Here is a 19457-nt window from a genome sequence, read left to right as displayed (position 1 = left end):
TAGTTATGAATAAATACGTGATCATTTTGGAAGCTAGTGAAGATAAAAATAAGGATGAGACTGGCTTTAGAAAAGATACAGCACCGATAATTAAAGCCGTTCAAGATATAGGTATCAATTGTAAAGCTATACATTTCACACTAAGTGAAAAGGATAAAATATTTGATTTTATGAGAAAAAATTGCGTAGCTTACATATCAAGAGTTAACCCGGGGAAATTAACTACTGGGGAACAAACCTATTTTGATTTCTTAGATAACCTTATTAATGAAGGAATAGTAGGAATAGAACCCCCAAGTACTTTATTAGCGCTTGGTTCTAAGTCATCGCTCTGTAAGTTAGTAGGTACAGGATTGGTTCCTGATGACGTGAGAATATATAAAGACAAAAAAGAACTTATTGAAGATTTTGATATTGAAAGTCTGAATTCTGATAGGGTTTTTAAACAAAATAGAGGTTCTAGCGGAAAAGGCATTTTCAGATTAGGTCTCGTTGATAGCTCAGAATCAAAGATAAGAGTGACCGATGCACAAAACAACCGAACACAGAATATACATATAAATGATTTTATTGATAATTATGTTAACTTTGATTCAGGCGTTGTTGTTAATATGCCATTTTTATCTGGAATCAAAGAGGGTGAGTATCGTGTTCTCTTGATTGGCAATACCCCATGCTATGTTATTCATAAAAAACCGACAAAAGGTGATTTTAACTTTTCTACGACCTTGCACTCAGGTTCAGAATATAGATATGAAGATGTGTCCAAACATCCTATTTTGATTGATCTTGTTACTAATAACATTGAGACAATCCTAACAAAGCTAAATGACTCAAGACCTGCGCCATTAATTTGGAGTATTGATTTTATAAGGGGTATGGAAAATGACAAATTCCTTATATCAGAAATAAACTGTAATTGTCTTGGTTTCACATCATTATTAGATTCGGACATTCCTAAACTAATGGCTGACATGATATATAACCGAATTTATCATGAACACAATTAGTAGGAGCGAAGAATGAAAGTTTCATACAATGAAGTAAAAGAACGATTAATAAAAAAATTCATAGCTTCAGGATTGGCTTGGGATGATGCAAATTGGGTTACTGATGTTTTAATTTCTTCAGAGCAACGCGGTGATAAATCCCACGGGATAAAACATGCAAAGAATATATTTGATGTGATTAATAGTGAATGTTATATAGCACAGGCTCCTATTATTCATGATGAAAGGTCAATAACGATACTGGATGGACAGAATTCTATAGGACCAATAGTAGCGAAACAGGCTATTGATATAGCAATAAAAAAAGCGAAGAAATATGGAACAGCAGCAATATCTTTACGTTCATCAAATCATTTATTTTCATTAAGTCATTACGTTAGATATATAGCTAACAATAATATGATTGGTTTTATATGCAGTAGTAGCTCCCCCGCAATGGCTGCTCCAAATTCATTAAATGCCACAATTGGGACTAACCCATTTGCATTCGGAGCGCCATCATCAAAAGATCCCGTAGTTATAGATATGAGTTCGACAAATGTTGCACGAGGAAAAATAAAAGAATATAAGGATGCAGAATTAGATATTCCAGTATCTTGGGCATTGGATGAATATGGAAATCCAACCACTTGCGCAATTGAGGCACTTAAAGGCACTCTATCTCCATTGGGAGGTTATAAAGGTTTTGCTTTAGGCTGTATGATCGATATATTCAGCTCAGTATTGTCAGGTTCTGCTTTTTCGACGCAGATTACAGGTACAAGTCTTCATATGGAAGAGGCTGATGTAAACAAGAAAGGAGATTTTTTATTTGTCCTCGATATAAGCAAGTTTATTCAATTAAGTGAGTTTAAAATTCGTATGGATGAATTTATTCACATTATAGAAAGTAATGGTGGGTATATTCCAGGAACCAATTATATCAATAATCAGTTCGCTGATATAGAAATACTGAATTGATGAGTGGGGACTGAACGATGAGTATTAACTTATTGGGTATAGTAAGAAATAGCTCAAATAGTAGCATGATGATAAAAAGCCGCTGAATTTAGCGGCTTTTTGTTTTAGACGTGATGGTTATTCACTTAGCTACTCAGTGCGACTTTAATTCGTTGCATTGCTTGAATAAGTACTTCGCGAGGGCAACCTAGATTTAAGCGAATAAATCCTGAACCTTCATTGCCAAACGCAATCCCCATGCTTGGAACTATCCCAGCTTCTACTAATTTACGCTCTAGTTCTTTATCTGTTAGTTCAAGCTCTCGGCAATCTACCCATGCTAAATAACCCGCTTCTGGTGGGGTAAAGCGTAGCTCTGGCAGTTCGCTTTCAATAAAAGTTGCTAGTGTAGTAATGTTCTCTTGTAGATAGGTTTTCAGTTCATTTAACCAAGGCGCTGAAGTTTGATAAGCGGCGGTTGCTGCACACATTGCCAAACTATTATAAACATCCATACCATGAGCATCTAAACGGCGAACTAAACGTGCTTTTAATTCTTGATTTGGGATCATGAAATTAGAAATACGCACAGAAGACAAACCAAATGTTTTACTCGCCGCCGTAGCGACAATCAGTTTTTGTTGTAGATTTTCTGGTAATGATAACGCTGAATGGTAAATGTTATCTCCCATTGCTAAATCGCCCCAGATCTCATCACTTAGTAGCCACACATCGTATTGATGACATAGCTCTGCTACAGCGGTTATCTCTTCTTTTGACCATGCTTTACCAACAGGGTTGTGAGGGTTACAGAAGATCATTACTTTAGCGCCTTGCTGAAAACAAGATTCTAAATGAGCAAGGTCGATAGTGTAGTTTCCTTGCTGCTCAATTAATGGGTTCTCAACCAATACTCGGTCATTAAATTCAACGATTTTACGAAACGAGCCATAGCCCGGTGTTTGCATTACCACTTTGTCATTGGTTTCAGTCAGTAGCTGAATTGCCATTGAAAGCCCAGGTAATACACCGTGTACGGTTGTTATCCATTCTTTTTCAATGTGAATATGATGCTGCTCTTGATACCAAGTGATGATCGCTTGGTAGTAGTCATCATTACGTTCTGCATAACCAAAAATACCATGGTCAATGCGATTATGAAGTGCTTCTAATACGTGTGGTGGCGCTTGAAAATCGTAATCAGACACCCACATAGGTAGTCGGTCTGTGCCATCTAATCCGAGTTTTTCTTTCATGAAATCCCATTTTAATGAGCCTGTGTTACAACGGTTGTGAATGCAGTCAAAAGAAGTTGTCATGAGATAGCCTTATTTTACGTCAACTGGAGATAGTGAGTCGTTGTCTTGAGTTACTGGTGCTTTTGCAATACCAAAGCCTGTGAAACCATAAATGATGGCGAAAATCACGCCGGTGTAACATTGAATTGCCCATGGTAGGTAATCAAGCGTTGCTACGCCTAGTGTGCTTGCCATGTAAATACCTGCTGCAGTCCACGGAACCAGTGGTTCGATAATGGTGCCGGCATCTTCAATGGTTCTTGAAAGGTTTTTTGTATCTAATCCCATTTTGCGATAAGCGTTTTGAAATAATTCACCTGGGATTAATAAGGCAAGTTTGCCATCAGATGTTGTGAATACCACAGTAATCGTAGCAATCACAGTTGATAGAATTAACTGACCAGTGCTGTGAATAAGATGTAAGAAGCGGCCTAGAACCACATTTAATGCACCTGTTAGACTTAAAATTCCCGCAAAAGCAAAGGCACAAAATACAAGAAGAATGGTGCTCATCATAGAGAACAGGCCACCACGATTAAGCAGTTTTGCAATATCTGGAACTAAACCATCTGTTGTGTGACCGTTAGTGTTCAACATATCGATATTGAAACCATTAACAAACGCTTGCAGTGCTTGTTGTAAGCTGAAGCCTTGTAGAAATACACCGATAAGTAGAGCAAGGGCAGAGGCTGCAAGCATCAGAGGAAGTACTGGTTTTTTCGTGAATGCGCCCCATAAGATCATGATTGGTGGCACAATTAATAGAATGCTGAAGTTATATAAACTGTCCAAGCCAGCAATGATATCAACTACTTTTTGAGGTTCGCTCACATTTGTAATATCACCGTATTGACCAGCAAAGAAGAAGACAACAGAAGCAATAACAAAGCCTGGTAGCGTGGTATAAAGCATATGTTGGATGTGTTCATATAATGTAGTGCCAGAAACAATAGGTGCAAAGTTTGTTGAATCAGAAAGAGGGGAGATTTTATCACCAAAGTAAGCGCCAGAAACCACCGCGCCAGCAGCTGCCGCCAAGGATACGTCAAGACCTGCTGCTACACCCATTAACGCAACACCTACTGTTCCTGCAGATCCCCATGATGTACCAGTACACACAGAAACCACACTGGTAACAAAGAAAGCAGCGATTAAAATATATTGAGGGCTAATAACTTTTAATCCCCAATAAACCATGTAGGGGATAGTGCCACTGATCATCCAACTTGCGATTAGACCACCAACCGAGACTAAAATTAAGATAACTGGCATTGCTTTCGCTAATTTCTCAACAATGGCATTCATTATTTCATCCCAGTTGTATCCCATTTTATAAGCGATAAAACCGGTGAAGGTTGCTGAAGTAAGCAGTAGGGCTTCAATTTGTAGACCAAATAGGCCGTATCCAATAGCAAGTAGACCAAACATGACTGCAATAGGTGCTATTGCGAGTGCAAATGATGGTAGAGGCTTTGATTGTGTCATTTTGTATTCCTCGTAAACAGATGTAGGGTTGTTTTGTTTTTATGAGGTCATAATAAGAGTTCTATTAATTAGAATATGAGAGATAGGTAACGCACTCATGTAAGCGCTTACATGGGATTGTTACCTAAGATGTTCATCACACTTTTAGGGCTTGTTTATCTGAAAAAGGTATAACGGTTTGTCGCTCGACCAAGCTGGCATTAAAGCGATGATTAGATGGTGGAACATAGCCAGTGTTTTTTATTTTTAACGCTAAATCAGCAGCATAGCTCGACATTTCATCAATAGGGTTGTGCATTGTGGTTAAGCGAGGGTAGAGGTATCGAGCCAATAAAACATCGTCAAACCCAATAATAGAAATATCGTCAGGTACACGAATATTGTTTTCATGTAAATTAGCCATTAAACCTGCGGCCATTACATCGTTAAAGGTAACCACAGCTGTGACTTCTGGGCATTGAGTCAATAATTGTTCACCGGCAAGTTCTCCGCCTTGTTCGCTAAAGTTCTGATTTATTATCCAGTTAGGTTCAATGGTAATGTTGGCTTCTGCCATGGCATCGCGGTAACCGTTAAGTCGTTCTGTTCTATCTTCAATAGGAAGATCACTGGTGACACAGGCGATCTTGCGGTGACCTTGTGAAATCAAATGAGCCACAGATTCTTTGGCGCCAGCTCTATTATCAATATAGACAGAGCGGTTTGATATTTGTGGAATGGTACGGTTAAGCAATACCATCGAAGGGAGTTGAGCGCTGTATCGTAATAGGGTGGCATCATCTAGCATTTTTGCGTGCACCACCATGGCTTCACATCCTTGGCTTATCAAAAAATCCAACCCTTCTTTTTCTCGCTGTGCATCATGACCTCCGCTTACCACGACTAATTGGCATTTATGTTTACGTGCGACTTCTTCCACGTGTTTGGCTATTAGGGCAAAGAAAGGATCTGCTAGGTTGCCGGTTAATAATCCGAGGGTATTATTTGTTTTTTTAGCTAAGGCGCTGGCTCTTGCATCTCGTTGATAGTTGAGTTCACGAATGGCACTTTGTACTCGCTCAAGAGTCACTGGTTCAACATAAGCGGAATTATTGATTACGCGGGAAACGGTAGCGGTAGAAACTCTTGCTAACTTTGCAACGTCACTGATTGTCGCCATGATTACTACTTATGGTGATTAACATTAAGTCGGAGTGTAGCGTGGATTTTTCGATAAAGATGTTAGAACTATCAAATTCTGTGGAGCATACCGCTTATAATTACCTTCCTATCAATAGTCTTAAATATTTAATACATCATTCATTTATCTCATTGTATTATCTGATTGAGCACAAGGGTGTGCAGTATTATTTAAGGTTGGATATGTTTAAAAATAAATTAGCAGTGTTATTTACGTGTTTGTCTGTTTTTTCTTTTTCGGCTCAGTCTGGGAGTTTTGATACCGTTACGTTAGGGAGTAAAGGTGGGATCCAAGATGGTAATTTAACGGCTTTTTTAATTAAAAGTGAGGCGGATTCTAATTTTGTTATGCTTGATGCAGGCTCTGTTGTTAATGGATTAATTGTTTCAGAGCAGAAAGGAGCATTTAAAGATATTACTGTGCCAGACAGTTCTCCTTACACCAAAGTTGGTTACCTATTAAAGGATAAGATTAAGGGCTACTTTATCAGTCATGCTCATTTAGACCATGTTGCCGGTCTAATTATCTCTTCTCCTGATGACAGTAAAAAACCGATATATGGATTAGCTGCGACAAATAAAGATCTCATGAAGAATTACTTTAATTGGTCAGCATGGCCTAATTTTGGTAACAAAGGTGAAGGCTTTAAACTGAACAAATACAATTATGTGGATCTTCAACCGGGTGTTTGGAGTCTGATAGCTGAAACTACAATGAGTGTGATGTCATTGCCTTTGTCTCATTCTGGTGGGCAATCTACGGTATTTATTCTAAAAGACAGTGAAGGGGATGTATTTGCTTATTTTGGTGATACAGGACCTGATGAAGTAGAGAAAAGCTCGGCAATGAGGACTGCATGGTCTGTTTTAGCTCCTTTTGTAAAACAAGGGAAGTTAAAGGGGATTATTATTGAAGTTTCTTTTACCAACGAAACCCCAGATAAATCTTTATTTGGACATTTAACGCCAAACTGGTTAGTTAAAGAATTAAGTGTGCTTGAAGACATGAATGGCAAGGGTTCTCTAAAAGATCTAAATGTAGCCATAAGCCACATCAAATACAGCTTAAAGAACAGTGAAGATCCTAAAGTAATTATTAAAAAGCAGTTAGCAGAAGCAAATGACTTAGGTGTAAATTTCATTTTTCCTGAGCAAGGTGATTCACTGCAGTTTTAAGACAAGCTAATTTAGCTCATATCAAAAAAGAACAGCCTGCTCAATGAAAATTGAGTAGGCTATTTTTTATCATAATAGGTTATCTATCATAGGTGTGGTTTATTATGTTCAATCACAAGTAGTGATACAGAGATAAACACAATATCTTTAAGTAAAAAGAAGTTGGTTGTTAATACGCCATCAACGACTTTCCATGTATTCGGCGTGGTTGCTAAAAAGCTAAGTGTTGCAATAAATGTAAGTAAAGCAAGGATCCCTGAATAGTAACCAATTTTAGGGTTAAAAAAGCCTGCGATAAGTCCTATTGCAATTAAAATTTCAGTCAAGCCAATGATATTCGATACCATTTGTGCTGATATAAATCCGTATATCCAGCCCATTAAAGGGTGATTTGCAACTAACGGCTCTATAGCTGCCGCTTCTGTTGGGGTAAATTTAAAAATACCTATCCAAAGTAGGGTAAGTACGACACCAAAGACCCCAATTTTATAACCTAATGACGTTTCTGCTGAGATGGCTTTACAAGTTTGAGTATTCATTTTTATCTCCTGATTAATAAACTAAACTGTTTAGTTTAATTTATCGTTTATTTTGATACTGTCAATCAGTTTTTGAACTAAACAGTTTATTTTGCTAAAATCACTGCATTAATGGAGAGTGATGTATGAAAGAAGAAAAAAGAGTAAACGCTCTTAAAAAGACGGTAGAACTGTGCGCATTACATGGTTTTCATGGTACGAGCATGGATAAAATCACTGCTGCGACGGGGTTATCTAAAGCGACCATTTATAAGTATTTTCAATCTAAAGAGAACTTAATTGCTAATGCATTAGAGCTGTTTAGCCAACAATCTCTTTCTCATGTTCAGGCTTTGTTTGAAAATACAGAACTGACATTAGAAGAAAAAATTGCGCTTCGTTTTGAAGGTCTTGCTGGGTGTATTGATATTGAATCATTTAATGGCTGTTATTTTCAATTGGCGTACAGTGAATACAGCAGTGAAGATCAAGGAATTACTGAGGTAAGTGCGCAATACAAACAACGCACACAAGAGTTATTAATCGAGTTATTTAAAAGACACGATATTAAAGATGCAGAATTGAAGGCCAAAAAAGCAGGGTTAGTTTATAACGGGCTATTGGCATCGTTACAGCTAACAAAAGATGCAGAGCTAATTGAACTCGCTCACCAAATGTTTTTAGGTATTATCTTTAAATCTGAATAATGTTTTACGTTTTTGTTTCATAGGGAATGAATCATGAAAGTTGCACGTTTAGATCATCTTGTTTTAACGGTTAACAGCATTGAAGTGACGAGTCAGTTTTATTCAAACGTACTCGGAATGGATATCGTTACCTTTGGTGAGGGCAGAGTCGCCCTTACTTTTGGTGAGCAAAAGATAAACCTTCATCAATTGGGAAATGAGTTTGAACCTAAAGCGGCACAGGTTAAAAGCGGCAGTGCGGATCTGTGCTTTATTACTCATACGCCTATTAATGAAGTTCAAAGCCATATTGAATCACAAGGCGTGACTATCATTGATGGTCCAATTCAACGAACGGGTGCGATGGGTAAAATAATCTCAGTCTATTTACGAGATCCCGACGGTAATTTGATTGAACTCTCAAACTATTTATAACTCCTAATTAAGTAAGAGATATTACTTACATCTCAAAACCATTTTCTTAGCATATACTTATATCGTGTAGCGATAATATTAATCATAAAGGTTGACTTAAATTGAAATTCAACTAAATTAAACTAAACGGTTCAGTTTAATTTTGATAAATCAGTTTGCTGATAGGGGAAGTCGCAATGAAACCTGTAAAAATCACATTATATCGTTGGGCAGGCAGTTGGGGTCCATTTAAAGTCAATATTCCGTGTGGAGAGTGCACCTTAACGAAAGACATTCTGGAAGATACATTTAACACTGAGCTTGATGGTATTCCTATTGAGCTTGAAGTGAAAGATTGGCTGTCTTACTGGTGGGAACCTTTAAAGCTTAAAGCGTGGCATGCTCCGATTATCATTGTTGAAGATAAAGTGATAAGCCAAGGTGAAGCGCTAAATCGTGGTGTTTTGGTTCAGGCTGTTATTGCTCAAGTTGCCAAGCGTGATGATATAAAAGGCAATGTAGTATTTGGTAAAGCAACATGTCCTTATTGTATTAAAGCAAAAGCGGCGCTGGATGAGGCAGGTGTTGAATATACCTATCACGATGTGGTGAAAGACAGTGCGGCTCTATATCGAATGATCCCAGAGGTTAAAGCCATTATTGGTGAGAAAACGCCTGTGACAGTGCCTCAAATTTGGTTGGATGGTAAATACGTTGGTGGCTTTGATGATTTATCAAAACAGATGAACACGGATGTGAAAGCGGGGCATTAATATGAATAAAAAACTGATTTTATTACTTATTCTTCTTGCGTCATTTGCTGCTGTCTATGTTAATTTCGGGCATTTATTAACACTTGAGCAGGTGAAAGCATTTCATCAAAACGTGCAAAATGACATACAAGCCAATTTGTTTGTATACAGTGCCGTTTACTTTATCTCTTATGTTGTTATTACGGCTCTGTCTATTCCTGGTGCAGCAGTTGTTACTTTGCTTGGCGCTGCATTGTTTGGTTTTTGGTGGAGTTTATTACTGGTGTCGTTTGCCAGCACTATTGGGGCAACCATTGCGTTTTTAAGCAGTCGTTATTTATTAAGAGAGTGGGTAGACAGTAAGTTTAAAGATAAGTTGGTAGCGATTAATGACGGTGTGGAAAAAGATGGAGCGTTTTATTTACTGACGTTGCGATTAATCCCTGTGTTTCCGTTTTTCTTAATTAACTTACTTATGGGGTTAACCAAAATATCAGTAGGTCGTTTTTATCTGTTTAGTCAGCTAGGTATGTTACCGGGGACAATGGTGTATTTAAATGCGGGTACACAACTCTCAGAAATAACCTCGTTGTCTGGGCTAATTTCTCCACAAATTTTAGGTTCCCTCGCTTTACTTGGTCTGTTTCCAATTATCATTAAATTTATTATGGGACAGATCCAAAAGCGTCGCTCTCAAGTAAAAGAGTAGTCGATAGAGAGACCTATCCCACAATCTTATCTTTTGGTGGGCAGAATCATCTCGTAATCGTTATATTTATCAATTAAATTAATTAAGAAGAAGCATTTTCCCCAATGCTTCTTTTTTTCATTTACGGGGGCATGATTAAGGTTTAGGAATGAAGCTTAAAAGCTTGGTATTGAGTATTAGCGCTATCTTGCTATCTGGTTGTGGAACAATGGCAAAACAACAAGAATATAATGCAGATTTGATCATCAATAACGGACAGGTGTTAACCGTCAACGCTGATATGGAAGTGATTGATGATGGCGTTGTAGTGGTTAAAAATGACAAAATTATTGCTGTTGGTGACGAAAAACTACTAGAGCAATATTATGCACCAAAAAACATTGATGCTAATGACGGTATTGTGATGCCAGGAATGATTAATGCTCACAACCATCTTCCGATGATCGCATTTCGTGGTTTAGGTGAAGAAGGCATTTCTAATCGATTATTTGCTTATTTTTTTCCATTAGAAGCACAGAAGTTAAGCCGTGAACTGATTTATAATGCGACGAAACTTGGTGCTATCGATTTAGCCCAGAGTGGCGTCACCACTTATGCTGATATGTATTATCACATGGATGAAATGGCCAAAGCGACCAAAGAGGTTGGGTTAAGAGCCGTACTTGGTGAAACTGTTATTAAGTTCCCTGTGGTGGATGCAAAACAACCGTATGGTGGAATTCAATATGCCCAGTCATTTATTGAAGAGTATCAAAACGATCCGTTAATTACGCCAGCTTATGCGCCTCATGCTGTATACACGGTAAGTAAAGAAAAGCTTCAAGAGATCAATCAGCTTTCAGAAGATTACGATGTGCCTGTTTTAATTCATGTGGCTGAATTTCCAAATGAAGAGGCAAGAATTAAAGATCCAACTAAAGCGACATCTCCTGTTGAGTATCTAGAAGAGATAGGTGTTTTGGACGAACGAATGGTGATTGCTCATGGCATTCATTTATCTCAACATGATCAAACGTTATTAAAACAAGCGGACGCCGGAGTGGTTTATAACCCAATGGCGAATGCGAAAGGGGCAACAGGTATTGCGCCAGCTTGGGATATGTTTCGTGCAGATATGCGAGTTGGTTTAGGAACTGATGGACCAATGAGTTCCAACCAAGTGGATTTATGGCGTACCTTAAGTTATGCCGCAAATATGCAGCGTTTAAAACACTCAGACAGAACCATTATGATCCCAGAACAAGTGATAGAGATGGCAACCATAGGTGGTGCAAAAGCATTGCATATGGAAGATGAAATCGGTTCTTTAGAAGTCGGAAAGAAAGCGGATATCATTATTGTTGAAACTCAATCAGCGAACATGATGCCAAGTTATGATCCATACGCAACACTGGTTTATCAAGCCAACCCAAGTAATGTGGATACAACGATTGTAAATGGTAAAGTAGTCATGGAACAGCGTCAGATGAAGACGATTCAATTAGATGATATTCGACAAAGTGTTGAAGCGTTTGAATCAGATATCGCCGATTTTGCAAAAGAACTATCTAAAAAAGCGATAAAATCCAAAAGTTTGATGGATTAGTTTTATACAAAAAGCCTGATTTTTAGATGTTGAGTCAGGCTTTAAAATATTCTCATATTTTGGATAGAATGAGATGATCGATTCCCTTATTATTCAATCTTAAATCGGTTGCCGGATAAATAGGGTGTTTAAGTATTTATTGTTAGTAGGTGTACTTTTTAGTGGTACTTCTTTTAGTCGTGAATTGTTTGAAAAAGAAGCTGAGAGCAACAAAGATGAGATGTATCGAGTTCAAGCTTATGCTTTCTCATCTATGCCAGATCTAAATTTCAAAGTATGCAGTAGTAATATGTTAACGCTATATAAAATAGAAGATACGTATTATTTAGTGACTGACTTTACTACCTATGAAAATGCAAAAGACATAGTAAGTTCTTTAAGAGTAGAGTGCGGATATAAATCATGGATCCGACCTCAAGCGATGGATTTGTCATTTACTCAGGATAATCGAGCTTACTAAGAAAATGGGCAAAGGTATTTATTTACTTTTGCCCATTTTTATTTAGATAAGATTAAATTTAGTCCATACTTTAGAGCGCCAACGGCGAGCCATAATTATTCCACGAACCCATTCATCTGCTGCAAGTGCTAGCCATGCGCCAAGTACACCAAATCCAAATTGAACGCCGAGTAGATAAGTCAGACTAACGGCCACTCCCCACATACTTAATATCCCTAATTGAACTGGAAATTTAATATCACCAGCCCCTTTAAGTGCGGATATAAAGACAAGGTTAAATACCCGCCCAGCTTCCACTAAAATAGAGCCTGCAATTAATCCCGCAGTTAAAGTTATGACCTCTGGATCTTGTGTGAATATATCGAGCAGTTCATAACGGAAGAAAAAGACGATACAAGTAAGGGCAACAGAGACAGCAAAAGAGATTAAGAAGTAGATCTGAACTCGTGTAAGAATCTGCTCAATCCATTTTTTCCCTACGTAATAGCTGGTTTGTATTTGGCTTGCTTGACCAACAGCTAATGCAAAAGCAAAAGAGACGCGAGCAATATTTTGGGCGTAAGTAAAAGCGGTTAACGAAGCGGTACCCATTTTTACTACTAAGTAAACAATGACCATTTGTGACAAGTTATATGAGAGCATCTCACCAGCGTTCATTACTCCAATGTGCATTATTTTTTTATAAGTCGTTTGCGGTATCTTCTTGAAATTCATCATTGGTAATGCGATGTGTTTTCTATGGATCATTATCCATAAAATAATCGTATTAATGACTTGGCTAAATGCAGTCGCAACGGCTACACCTTGCACACCATAAACAGGCAATCCAAAAGGTTGATACAAAGCGCAATAGTTACCAAATATATTAAGTCCACCAGTGAGAAGATTCACTATCATTGGTGTACGAGAATATCCATTACTGCGTAATATGGTAGAGAAGACGATACCAAGGGTTACGGTTAATGTGAAAGAACCTGTAATAATCAAATAATCGTATGCAAAAGTTGCAACGTCACTTTCTAGTCCATACATGATGACAATAGGATTTGCGGCAAAAAAGGCAAATAAACTGAGGCCAAGTCCTAATATTCCACCAAGCACAACACTGGCTACCGCAACATCGGTTGATTGTTGAGTTCGTCCAGAACCATTGTATTGACCAATAAGAATGCCAGTACCAGTACTCACCATCATCGAAATTATCATTAAAAAGAAAATGATTTGCGAGATAACCCCAATAGCAGATACTGCCAGATCAGAGTAGCCACTAAGCATGAACACATCACTGGTACTAATGGCTGTACGCAGTAAAATTTCCACCAGAATCGGCCACGCTAATGTCGTGATCTGCATTCGGCGTTCAATAGGATTGCTTTTATCAAGCATAGTTTGTCCTTAAAAAAGGGAAGAGAGGATGCTCTTCACCATACTGCTAGGAAGGAAATATAAAGGTGTCTACTTTGACGAAATTCATTCTCCCAATCTGGGAGCTGGAACTCATTTTTGGATAGTATATTAATTCACACAATTATCTATGAAAATAGTGAGAATAATTGGTATTAACATCGAATTTTAGGAATGTCTTTCCATTTGGTAGTGTATTGTGGGGTGAGCATTTCTCGTTTCATTCCCCATTGGGTATTTATCCCTTGAGCGCCAAGAAATAGGGTATCTGTACCGTATTTATGATTGATTTTATCAAAAACAGTCATTAACTGATTATTGTTTGGAGCTGGGTTTAATAAATCGAATTGCTCATGTCTCCCATCAAGTAAATCTAATAAACCAACACCTACTTTATAATAGCGAACATCAGGATGAAACAGTTCCTTAGCGATGTGTGTGACTACAGAAGTAATGTGATTTACATCAGCTGTTGGGTAGGCAAAGTGATGAGTTGCACGTCCATTTACAGGCTTATCATCATGAGGTGAGTTTGAAGCAAAACAAAGTAATGTCTTGCATAATGAATCTTGTTTTCTGGCTTTTTGTGAAGCAATAGCTGCATGTTTTGCTAATGCTTGCTGTAGTGCATCAAGATTTGTAATGCGATTTCCCATACTACGAGTTGAGAATATTTGTTTTTTATCCGCACGGGCCACATCCCATGATTTACATGGTGTTCCATTTAACTCTAATACAATACGCTCAACCTCAACGTTGAAGTTTTTTCTCACTAAGCCGATTGGCATGTTGGTCAGTTGAAGTGCAGTATGAATCCCCATTCGATGCATACGTTCAGAGAGTTTTCGACCGATCCCCCATACTTCTTCAACAGATAAAAGGTGGAGAGCATTCAAACGTTCTTGTTCATTATCCAAAACACAAACACCATGATAACCCTTGAATTTTTTGGCTGCATGGTTTGCTACCTTGGCCAAGGTTAATGTGGTTCCCATACCAACACAAACCGGTAATCGGCACTCTTTCCATACTGCTTTACGTAATTGATTTGCATGTGAACGTAAACAAGGTATTGCAGGAAAGCTACGTTTAAAAGAGAGAAAGGATTCATCAATGGAGTAGATATGTTGCTCTGGTGCAAAGCGTCCAATTACTTCCATCATTTTAGACGATAAATCAGAATACAGTTCATAATTAGAAGATAGAGCAATCACGCCTTTTTCTTCACATTGTTTTTTTATTTGAAAGTAAGGTTTGAATTTAGGAATGCCAGCTTCCTTCGCTTGACGATTTGCTGCGACAATCATGCCATCGTTATTCGATAGTACAATAATAGGGCGATTACGCCATTCAGGACGAAAAACTTGTTCAGCACTGCAATAAAAAGAGTTAGCGTCAACCAGAGCAAACATTAAGATTGACTCAGTAAATAACTTGGACGGTGACAGCGAATAGAACGAGTAACAACACCCTCAATGGTGAAGGTATCGTAATCATTAATGGGAACGGTTTGATATTTCTCATTGGCTGAAACCAATAAACGGCGTGGTGTATCCAGTATTTTACAGACGAATTCGCCATTAAAATTAGCGACAATCACATCATTGCTTTGTGCTGTTACATAGCGATCGACAATGAGTAAATCACCATCGAAAATGCCAACTCCTTGCATTGAATCACCACTGGCACGTCCAATAAAGGTTGAACTTGGGTGCTCAATTAATAATTCATCGAGATCAAAAGAAAGCTGAGAATATTCAGCAGCAGGGCTTTCAAAGCCGCTAATACCAGCACTGGCGTGAAGAGGAATTACATTCATAAAATAACACTGTATATAAGTACAGTGTTATTTTGGGTGTGAATGAATAAAATAGCAAGCGATTAGATAAAAAATATCGTTAACTGCTTACTTTATAACAAGGCATTTTGCTTCATTAATTCTTTATCTACGCCTTTTAGCTTCATTTCATCCATAATGAAGTTAACCGCATTTAGCAGTTCTTGCTCGCCTTTAGGTACTAAATAACCAAATTGGCTTTTCGTGAATGGGTCGTCACAGCGAGCAGCTTCTAATCGCTTATCTGTTGCTTGATAGTAAAGCGCTTCTGGTGTTTCGGTTACCATTACATCAACTTTTCCTGTCGCAACGGCTTGAGGAACATCAAGGTTATTTTTATAACGTGTAAACGTTGCACTCTGTAGATGAGTATCAGCAAATATCTCGTTAGTACCACCAATGTTAATACCTAAACGAGTGCTTGATTTATTGACTTTATCAATGGTGTTATAAATCTCTGCTTTTCCTTTTGCGACAAGAAAGCATTTACCAAAAGTCATGTAGCCTTGGCTTTGCTCTGCATGCAGTTGACGCTGTATTTTTCGTGTGATGCCACCCATAGCAATGTCGTATTTGTCAGCATTAAGATCGGGAATGAGGTTTTTCCATGAGGTTTGAACTAACTCTAGCTTTACATCTAACTGTTCTGCTATGTATTTAGCAACATCAATATCATAACCAGAAAATTGCTTACCATCGAAAGAAGAGAAGGGCTTATAGTCACCCGTTGTACCGACTCGAATAATTCCGGCTTCTTGGATCTCATCTAAACGATCTGCGTGAGCTGTGAAGGAAGCGGCAAATAGCACAGATATGCATAAAAGTTTCTTTTTCATCATCAAATCTTTTTGTTTATTAATTTAACTAACAAACTTATCACTATTTTGTAAATAAACAGATCAAACCATTCTATAAATAACGATAAAAAAACATGAGTGAGACATATTTCAAGTGGATGATTACAGTATATATTGATCTAATCTATTTGAGTGTCGGTAAATGTAAATGAGATGGATTAATTGTTATTGAAAAAATGGAGTGAGCCTTTACCATACAAGGGCTGCTCTGGTTTTTCTTATTAATCTGAATTACTATTCTCAGCTTTATTTCAGCTGTGTGATGTATTGATGACAGTTTTATTATTCTTACAGATCGGTCTTGTTATTGGAGGCCTAACGTTCCTTTTTATGCTTGTGTCATTATGGCTTAAGAAAAAGGACTCAGAAAAAGACACTAATATATGGGCAGTTGGTCTAATTGGTGGTTTTGCAAACTTTTGTGACACTCTGGGTGTAGGAAGTTTTGCCATTAAAACGGCGGGTTATAAGCAGTTTAATTTAATTGATGACAAGGTATTACCTGGCACTTTGAATGCTCAAGCAACCATGGCGACAGTTTTTCAAGCATTGATTTTTCTTACCGCTGTTAATGTGGATTTAACGACGTTATTGAGTTTAATTATTGCTGCGTGTGTTGGCGCAACAGTGGGGGCTCGATTAGTATCAAATTTTGACCGTCAATTGATCCGTTTGATTATGGCAGGGGCTTTGTTGGTTGTTGCATTACTGATGTTTGCTGGACGTTTAGATTTATTTCCACTAGGTGGAGAAGCGTTGGGATTAACTGGTGAAAAATTGGTTATCGGGATAATTGGTAACTTTATTTTTGGTGCATTAATGACAGTAGGGATTGGGTTATATGCACCGTGTATGACAATGATTTATCTGTTAGGTATGAACCCGTTAGCGGCATTTCCTATTATGATGTGTTCATGCGCATTTTTATGTTTCTTTTCTGCTGGCGGTTTTATCAAGCAGAAAGCCGTGAACTCAAGAGCATCTTTGGTGGTGGCGATTACCGGACCTATTGGCGTGTTAATTGCGGCGTTCATTGTTAAATCTCTTGATGTCGATATGCTTGCTTGGTTAGTGGCATTTGTGGTTCTTTATACTGCAGTTATGATGTTACGTTCATGGCAGCAAGGCCGAGTGACAAATAAAGCGCTATAAAATGCGAGTTTCTGTCACATAGTTATTGGAGATATAAAAAGTTCGTGGTATTTTCCACCTACCAATTATTTATGGATTTTTTATCATGCCAAAGGCAAGTGACATCAAAAAAGGTTCAGCAATTGAACACAACGGTAAAGTATTTTTCGTTAAAGAAATCAGCAAGCTAACTCCAAGTGGCCGTGCAGGTGCAACATTATTCCGTATGCGTATGTACGATGTAGCAACTGGCTCAAAAGCAGACGAAAGCTTCAAAGCTGATGACATGATCAATTTAGCTGACTTTAGTCGTCGCAGCGCAACGTTCTCTTATGTTGATGGTAATGAGTATGTATTCATGGATTCTGAAGACTACACTCCATACAACTTCAACAAAGAAGCGATTGAAGAAGAACTACTTTTCATCACTGAAGAGACTCAAGGTCTTCAAATTCTTATCGTTGATGGCGCACCAGTAGCAATCGAATTACCGTCTGCTGTTGATCTAGAAATCGTAGAAACTGCTCCTTCAATTAAAGGTGCTTCTGCAAGTGCTCGTACAAAACCTGCAACGATGACTACAGGTTTAACAGTACAAGTTCCTGAGTACATCGCAAACGGTGAGAAAGTGAAAATCAACACGACTGAACACAAGTTCATGAGCCGTGCTTAATCGCTTTTAGATAGTATTTTTTAATACTGTTAAAAACATAAAGAAAAGGCCAGCTATTCGTTAATAGCTGGTCTTTTTTATGTCTTGTATTTTGCGTATCACAAGTCTCGTTCGATTTTAGGAGAGTAAATCGAGTAAGCGGTAATTTGCCCTGCAACAATGGCAGAAAACATAAAGAGTGCCGATAATCCAATGCTCGGAATAGGGAGTATGGATTGCTCAAACACACTTTGACTGGCGCTAACCAAGATGCGACTGCCCGGAACAAGAATGATGATCCCTTGTACGATAAAAATGATGCCCGTTAGATTTAAACGTCGGGCAATCCATGTTCCATAAAGGGTGATTAATACTGTTGTTACCCATGTACCCACAACCCAGCCACCATCAAAGCCAAGATAAAATGGCCCCCACATACCTAATACAGCAACTGGTAGGCTATATAGTGTATCGATTGGGCGAGCTTTAAACATCACACCTAATGAGAATGAAATAATAGGTAAGCCTAATATTTGCAGCCACAGTGGAAATTCATTTTGATACTCAATGGATTCAGTCGTACCAAAAATGGCTTCGCCAATGTGTAAACCAATAATGATCCCAATAAGAAGTTTGATAAGAGTGAGAAAGCACTGGCCAAGTAAACTGGTACCAGAGACGAGATCGTTAAAGGCTAAGCATTCTAATGCGTTTGAAATAGAAAGTCCGGGAACAAAAAGAACAACAGCGGCTATACAAAGTCCGAGAATAGGAATCGGTACGCCAAGGCTAGCAATAAATGCAACGGTAAAGGCAACAATTAAGGCACCAAAAAACTCAACAGCAATAGTGCGGCGTTTGCTACAAAATACTTGAGATAACCAGACTAAAAAGCCAAGCAGAAAACTGACGAATAATGCTTCGAATGTTGAGCCAACTAGCATAAGAAAAGCAGGGGGAATACAGGTATTTGCTAAACAAACCGCCCATGAAGGATAAGATATTCCTTCTGCAGGAGCTTGTGGAATAGGAGTTAATGGTTGTTGTAATTGAATAATCGTATTAGCAAGTAATCCAAGATCTATACTTGCAGGTTTATGACGTTTCATGATGACGGCGTTGTTGTCATCTGGAAACTGATAGTTAATGGAAGTTGGTGTTGCTTGGATCATACAATTAACGCCATATTTGTTGGCGTAAAAGGTAGTGTAGCGTTCTACTTTATAGGGAGCACAACCGCAACGGTGCAGTGTATCTCCAATCTCTACAATTCGATTGATACGATATTGTGAAGGCATATCCTTATTCCTACAGCTTGATGTATGGTACCAATCTAAGTGTTTGTACAATTTACTTAGATTGGCA

20 protein-coding genes are annotated in these 19457 nt (G+C 38.1%); 11 read left to right on the top strand and 9 right to left on the bottom strand.

Annotated features, from left to right (window positions below; all coding sequences use genetic code 11):
* Nucleotides 1–5: 5 nt before the first annotated feature.
* Nucleotides 6–1010: a Cj0069 family protein gene (locus GNP81_RS06525; protein WP_155674418.1), complete on the top strand. Its 1005-nt coding sequence runs from the start codon at nt 6–8 to the stop codon at nt 1008–1010.
* 12 nt (nt 1011–1022) lie between these two features.
* Complete coding sequence (locus tag GNP81_RS06520) at nt 1023–1970, top strand: Ldh family oxidoreductase (RefSeq protein WP_155674419.1); 948 nt, start codon at nt 1023–1025, stop codon at nt 1968–1970.
* Nucleotides 1971–2095: 125 nt separating this feature from the next.
* Here GNP81_RS06520 and GNP81_RS06515 read toward each other — a convergent pair whose 3' ends face one another.
* The 3 genes from GNP81_RS06515 to GNP81_RS06505 all read right to left on the bottom strand — a co-directional run bounded on the left by GNP81_RS06515 (nt 2096) and on the right by GNP81_RS06505 (nt 5891).
* Nucleotides 2096–3268 carry a MalY/PatB family protein gene (locus GNP81_RS06515; RefSeq protein WP_155674420.1) on the bottom strand — a complete coding sequence of 391 codons (1173 nt, stop codon included), beginning with the start codon at nt 3266–3268 and terminating at the stop codon, nt 2096–2098.
* Between the two features lie 9 nt (nt 3269–3277).
* Nucleotides 3278–4732 (bottom strand): Na+/H+ antiporter NhaC, encoded by a 1455-nt coding sequence (gene nhaC, locus GNP81_RS06510; RefSeq protein WP_005419158.1) that lies wholly within the window; start codon nt 4730–4732, stop codon nt 3278–3280.
* Between the two features lie 136 nt (nt 4733–4868).
* Nucleotides 4869–5891: a LacI family DNA-binding transcriptional regulator gene (locus GNP81_RS06505; RefSeq protein ID WP_155674421.1), complete on the bottom strand. Its 1023-nt coding sequence runs from the start codon at nt 5889–5891 to the stop codon at nt 4869–4871.
* Nucleotides 5892–6094: 203 nt separating this feature from the next.
* Here GNP81_RS06505 and GNP81_RS06500 point away from each other — a divergent pair, with 203 nt between their 5' ends.
* Nucleotides 6095–7087: an MBL fold metallo-hydrolase gene (locus GNP81_RS06500; protein ID WP_155674422.1), complete on the top strand. Its 993-nt coding sequence runs from the start codon at nt 6095–6097 to the stop codon at nt 7085–7087.
* Nucleotides 7088–7173: 86 nt separating this feature from the next.
* Here GNP81_RS06500 and GNP81_RS06495 read toward each other — a convergent pair whose 3' ends face one another.
* Entirely contained in the window at nt 7174–7626 is a 453-nt protein-coding gene (locus GNP81_RS06495; protein ID WP_155674423.1) for a DUF417 family protein, read from the bottom strand.
* 125 nt (nt 7627–7751) lie between these two features.
* Here GNP81_RS06495 and GNP81_RS06490 point away from each other — a divergent pair, with 125 nt between their 5' ends.
* The 6 genes from GNP81_RS06490 to GNP81_RS06465 all read left to right on the top strand — a co-directional run bounded on the left by GNP81_RS06490 (nt 7752) and on the right by GNP81_RS06465 (nt 12211).
* Nucleotides 7752–8312, top strand: coding sequence for a TetR family transcriptional regulator (locus GNP81_RS06490; protein WP_155674424.1), 561 nt, complete (start codon nt 7752–7754; stop codon nt 8310–8312).
* Between the two features lie 33 nt (nt 8313–8345).
* On the top strand, nt 8346–8726 hold the full coding sequence (locus GNP81_RS06485; RefSeq protein WP_054775381.1) for a VOC family protein: 381 nt from the start codon (nt 8346–8348) through the stop codon (nt 8724–8726).
* 176 nt (nt 8727–8902) lie between these two features.
* A complete protein-coding gene (locus tag GNP81_RS06480) occupies nt 8903–9478 on the top strand; it encodes a glutaredoxin family protein (RefSeq protein ID WP_054775382.1) in 576 nt (191 codons plus the stop codon).
* A 1-nt stretch (nt 9479) separates the two neighbouring features.
* Nucleotides 9480–10166: a TVP38/TMEM64 family protein gene (locus tag GNP81_RS06475; protein WP_017019665.1), complete on the top strand. Its 687-nt coding sequence runs from the start codon at nt 9480–9482 to the stop codon at nt 10164–10166.
* Between the two features lie 148 nt (nt 10167–10314).
* Complete coding sequence (locus GNP81_RS06470; protein ID WP_155674425.1) at nt 10315–11751, top strand: amidohydrolase; 1437 nt, start codon at nt 10315–10317, stop codon at nt 11749–11751.
* Nucleotides 11752–11875: 124 nt separating this feature from the next.
* Nucleotides 11876–12211 (top strand): SPOR domain-containing protein, encoded by a 336-nt coding sequence (locus tag GNP81_RS06465; RefSeq protein WP_336495309.1) that lies wholly within the window; start codon nt 11876–11878, stop codon nt 12209–12211.
* 42 nt (nt 12212–12253) lie between these two features.
* On the opposite strand, the gene GNP81_RS06460 is transcribed toward GNP81_RS06465, so the two are convergent.
* The 4 genes from GNP81_RS06460 to GNP81_RS06445 all read right to left on the bottom strand — a co-directional run bounded on the left by GNP81_RS06460 (nt 12254) and on the right by GNP81_RS06445 (nt 16291).
* Nucleotides 12254–13597 carry an MATE family efflux transporter gene (locus tag GNP81_RS06460; protein ID WP_155657196.1) on the bottom strand — a complete coding sequence of 448 codons (1344 nt, stop codon included), beginning with the start codon at nt 13595–13597 and terminating at the stop codon, nt 12254–12256.
* 173 nt (nt 13598–13770) lie between these two features.
* Nucleotides 13771–15027, bottom strand: a complete 1257-nt coding sequence (locus GNP81_RS06455; protein ID WP_155674426.1) for a Y-family DNA polymerase — start codon at nt 15025–15027, stop codon at nt 13771–13773.
* Entirely contained in the window at nt 15027–15434 is a 408-nt protein-coding gene (locus tag GNP81_RS06450) for a LexA family protein (protein WP_155674427.1), read from the bottom strand. The genes GNP81_RS06455 and GNP81_RS06450 overlap by 1 nt, the downstream gene beginning before the upstream one ends.
* Nucleotides 15435–15526: 92 nt before the next feature.
* Entirely contained in the window at nt 15527–16291 is a 765-nt protein-coding gene (locus GNP81_RS06445; protein ID WP_155672368.1) for a transporter substrate-binding domain-containing protein, read from the bottom strand.
* A 288-nt stretch (nt 16292–16579) separates the two neighbouring features.
* On the opposite strand from GNP81_RS06445, the gene GNP81_RS06440 reads away from it, so the two are divergent.
* The gene (locus tag GNP81_RS06440; protein ID WP_065596785.1) at nt 16580–17461 is read left to right on the top strand and encodes a sulfite exporter TauE/SafE family protein; all 882 of its coding nucleotides are present in this window, start codon (nt 16580–16582) and stop codon (nt 17459–17461) included.
* Between the two features lie 85 nt (nt 17462–17546).
* Nucleotides 17547–18113, top strand: coding sequence for an elongation factor P-like protein EfpL (gene efpL / locus GNP81_RS06435; protein WP_005419180.1), 567 nt, complete (start codon nt 17547–17549; stop codon nt 18111–18113).
* Nucleotides 18114–18211: 98 nt separating this feature from the next.
* On the opposite strand, the gene GNP81_RS06430 is transcribed toward efpL, so the two are convergent.
* Nucleotides 18212–19390, bottom strand: a complete 1179-nt coding sequence (locus GNP81_RS06430; RefSeq protein ID WP_005419182.1) for a threonine/serine exporter family protein — start codon at nt 19388–19390, stop codon at nt 18212–18214.
* Nucleotides 19391–19457 lie beyond the last annotated feature (67 nt).

Source organism: Aliivibrio fischeri (assembly GCF_009727955.1).
GTDB lineage: Bacteria > Pseudomonadota > Gammaproteobacteria > Enterobacterales > Vibrionaceae > Aliivibrio > Aliivibrio fischeri_A.
This window is presented reverse-complemented; position numbering and strand designations above follow the sequence as displayed.

What these genes read in the sequence shown, in the direction of transcription:
- GNP81_RS06485 (WP_054775381.1), top strand. Translation starts at nt 8,346, where the DNA reads ATGAAAGTTGCACGTTTAGATCATCTTGTTTTAACGGTTAACAGCATT.
- GNP81_RS06525 (WP_155674418.1), top strand. Translation starts at nt 6, where the DNA reads ATGAATAAATACGTGATCATTTTGGAAGCTAGTGAAGATAAAAATAAG.
- GNP81_RS06430 (WP_005419182.1), bottom strand. Translation starts at nt 19,390, where the DNA reads ATGCCTTCACAATATCGTATCAATCGAATTGTAGAGATTGGAGATACA.
- GNP81_RS06475 (WP_017019665.1), top strand. Translation starts at nt 9,480, where the DNA reads ATGAATAAAAAACTGATTTTATTACTTATTCTTCTTGCGTCATTTGCT.
- GNP81_RS06470 (WP_155674425.1), top strand. Translation starts at nt 10,315, where the DNA reads ATGAAGCTTAAAAGCTTGGTATTGAGTATTAGCGCTATCTTGCTATCT.
- efpL (WP_005419180.1), top strand. Translation starts at nt 17,547, where the DNA reads ATGCCAAAGGCAAGTGACATCAAAAAAGGTTCAGCAATTGAACACAAC.
- GNP81_RS06500 (WP_155674422.1), top strand. Translation starts at nt 6,095, where the DNA reads ATGTTTAAAAATAAATTAGCAGTGTTATTTACGTGTTTGTCTGTTTTT.
- GNP81_RS06440 (WP_065596785.1), top strand. Translation starts at nt 16,580, where the DNA reads ATGACAGTTTTATTATTCTTACAGATCGGTCTTGTTATTGGAGGCCTA.
- GNP81_RS06455 (WP_155674426.1), bottom strand. Translation starts at nt 15,027, where the DNA reads ATGTTTGCTCTGGTTGACGCTAACTCTTTTTATTGCAGTGCTGAACAA.
- GNP81_RS06505 (WP_155674421.1), bottom strand. Translation starts at nt 5,891, where the DNA reads ATGGCGACAATCAGTGACGTTGCAAAGTTAGCAAGAGTTTCTACCGCT.
- GNP81_RS06450 (WP_155674427.1), bottom strand. Translation starts at nt 15,434, where the DNA reads ATGAATGTAATTCCTCTTCACGCCAGTGCTGGTATTAGCGGCTTTGAA.
- GNP81_RS06480 (WP_054775382.1), top strand. Translation starts at nt 8,903, where the DNA reads ATGAAACCTGTAAAAATCACATTATATCGTTGGGCAGGCAGTTGGGGT.
- GNP81_RS06515 (WP_155674420.1), bottom strand. Translation starts at nt 3,268, where the DNA reads ATGACAACTTCTTTTGACTGCATTCACAACCGTTGTAACACAGGCTCA.
- GNP81_RS06490 (WP_155674424.1), top strand. Translation starts at nt 7,752, where the DNA reads ATGAAAGAAGAAAAAAGAGTAAACGCTCTTAAAAAGACGGTAGAACTG.
- GNP81_RS06460 (WP_155657196.1), bottom strand. Translation starts at nt 13,597, where the DNA reads ATGCTTGATAAAAGCAATCCTATTGAACGCCGAATGCAGATCACGACA.
- GNP81_RS06495 (WP_155674423.1), bottom strand. Translation starts at nt 7,626, where the DNA reads ATGAATACTCAAACTTGTAAAGCCATCTCAGCAGAAACGTCATTAGGT.
- GNP81_RS06520 (WP_155674419.1), top strand. Translation starts at nt 1,023, where the DNA reads ATGAAAGTTTCATACAATGAAGTAAAAGAACGATTAATAAAAAAATTC.
- GNP81_RS06445 (WP_155672368.1), bottom strand. Translation starts at nt 16,291, where the DNA reads ATGATGAAAAAGAAACTTTTATGCATATCTGTGCTATTTGCCGCTTCC.
- nhaC (WP_005419158.1), bottom strand. Translation starts at nt 4,732, where the DNA reads ATGACACAATCAAAGCCTCTACCATCATTTGCACTCGCAATAGCACCT.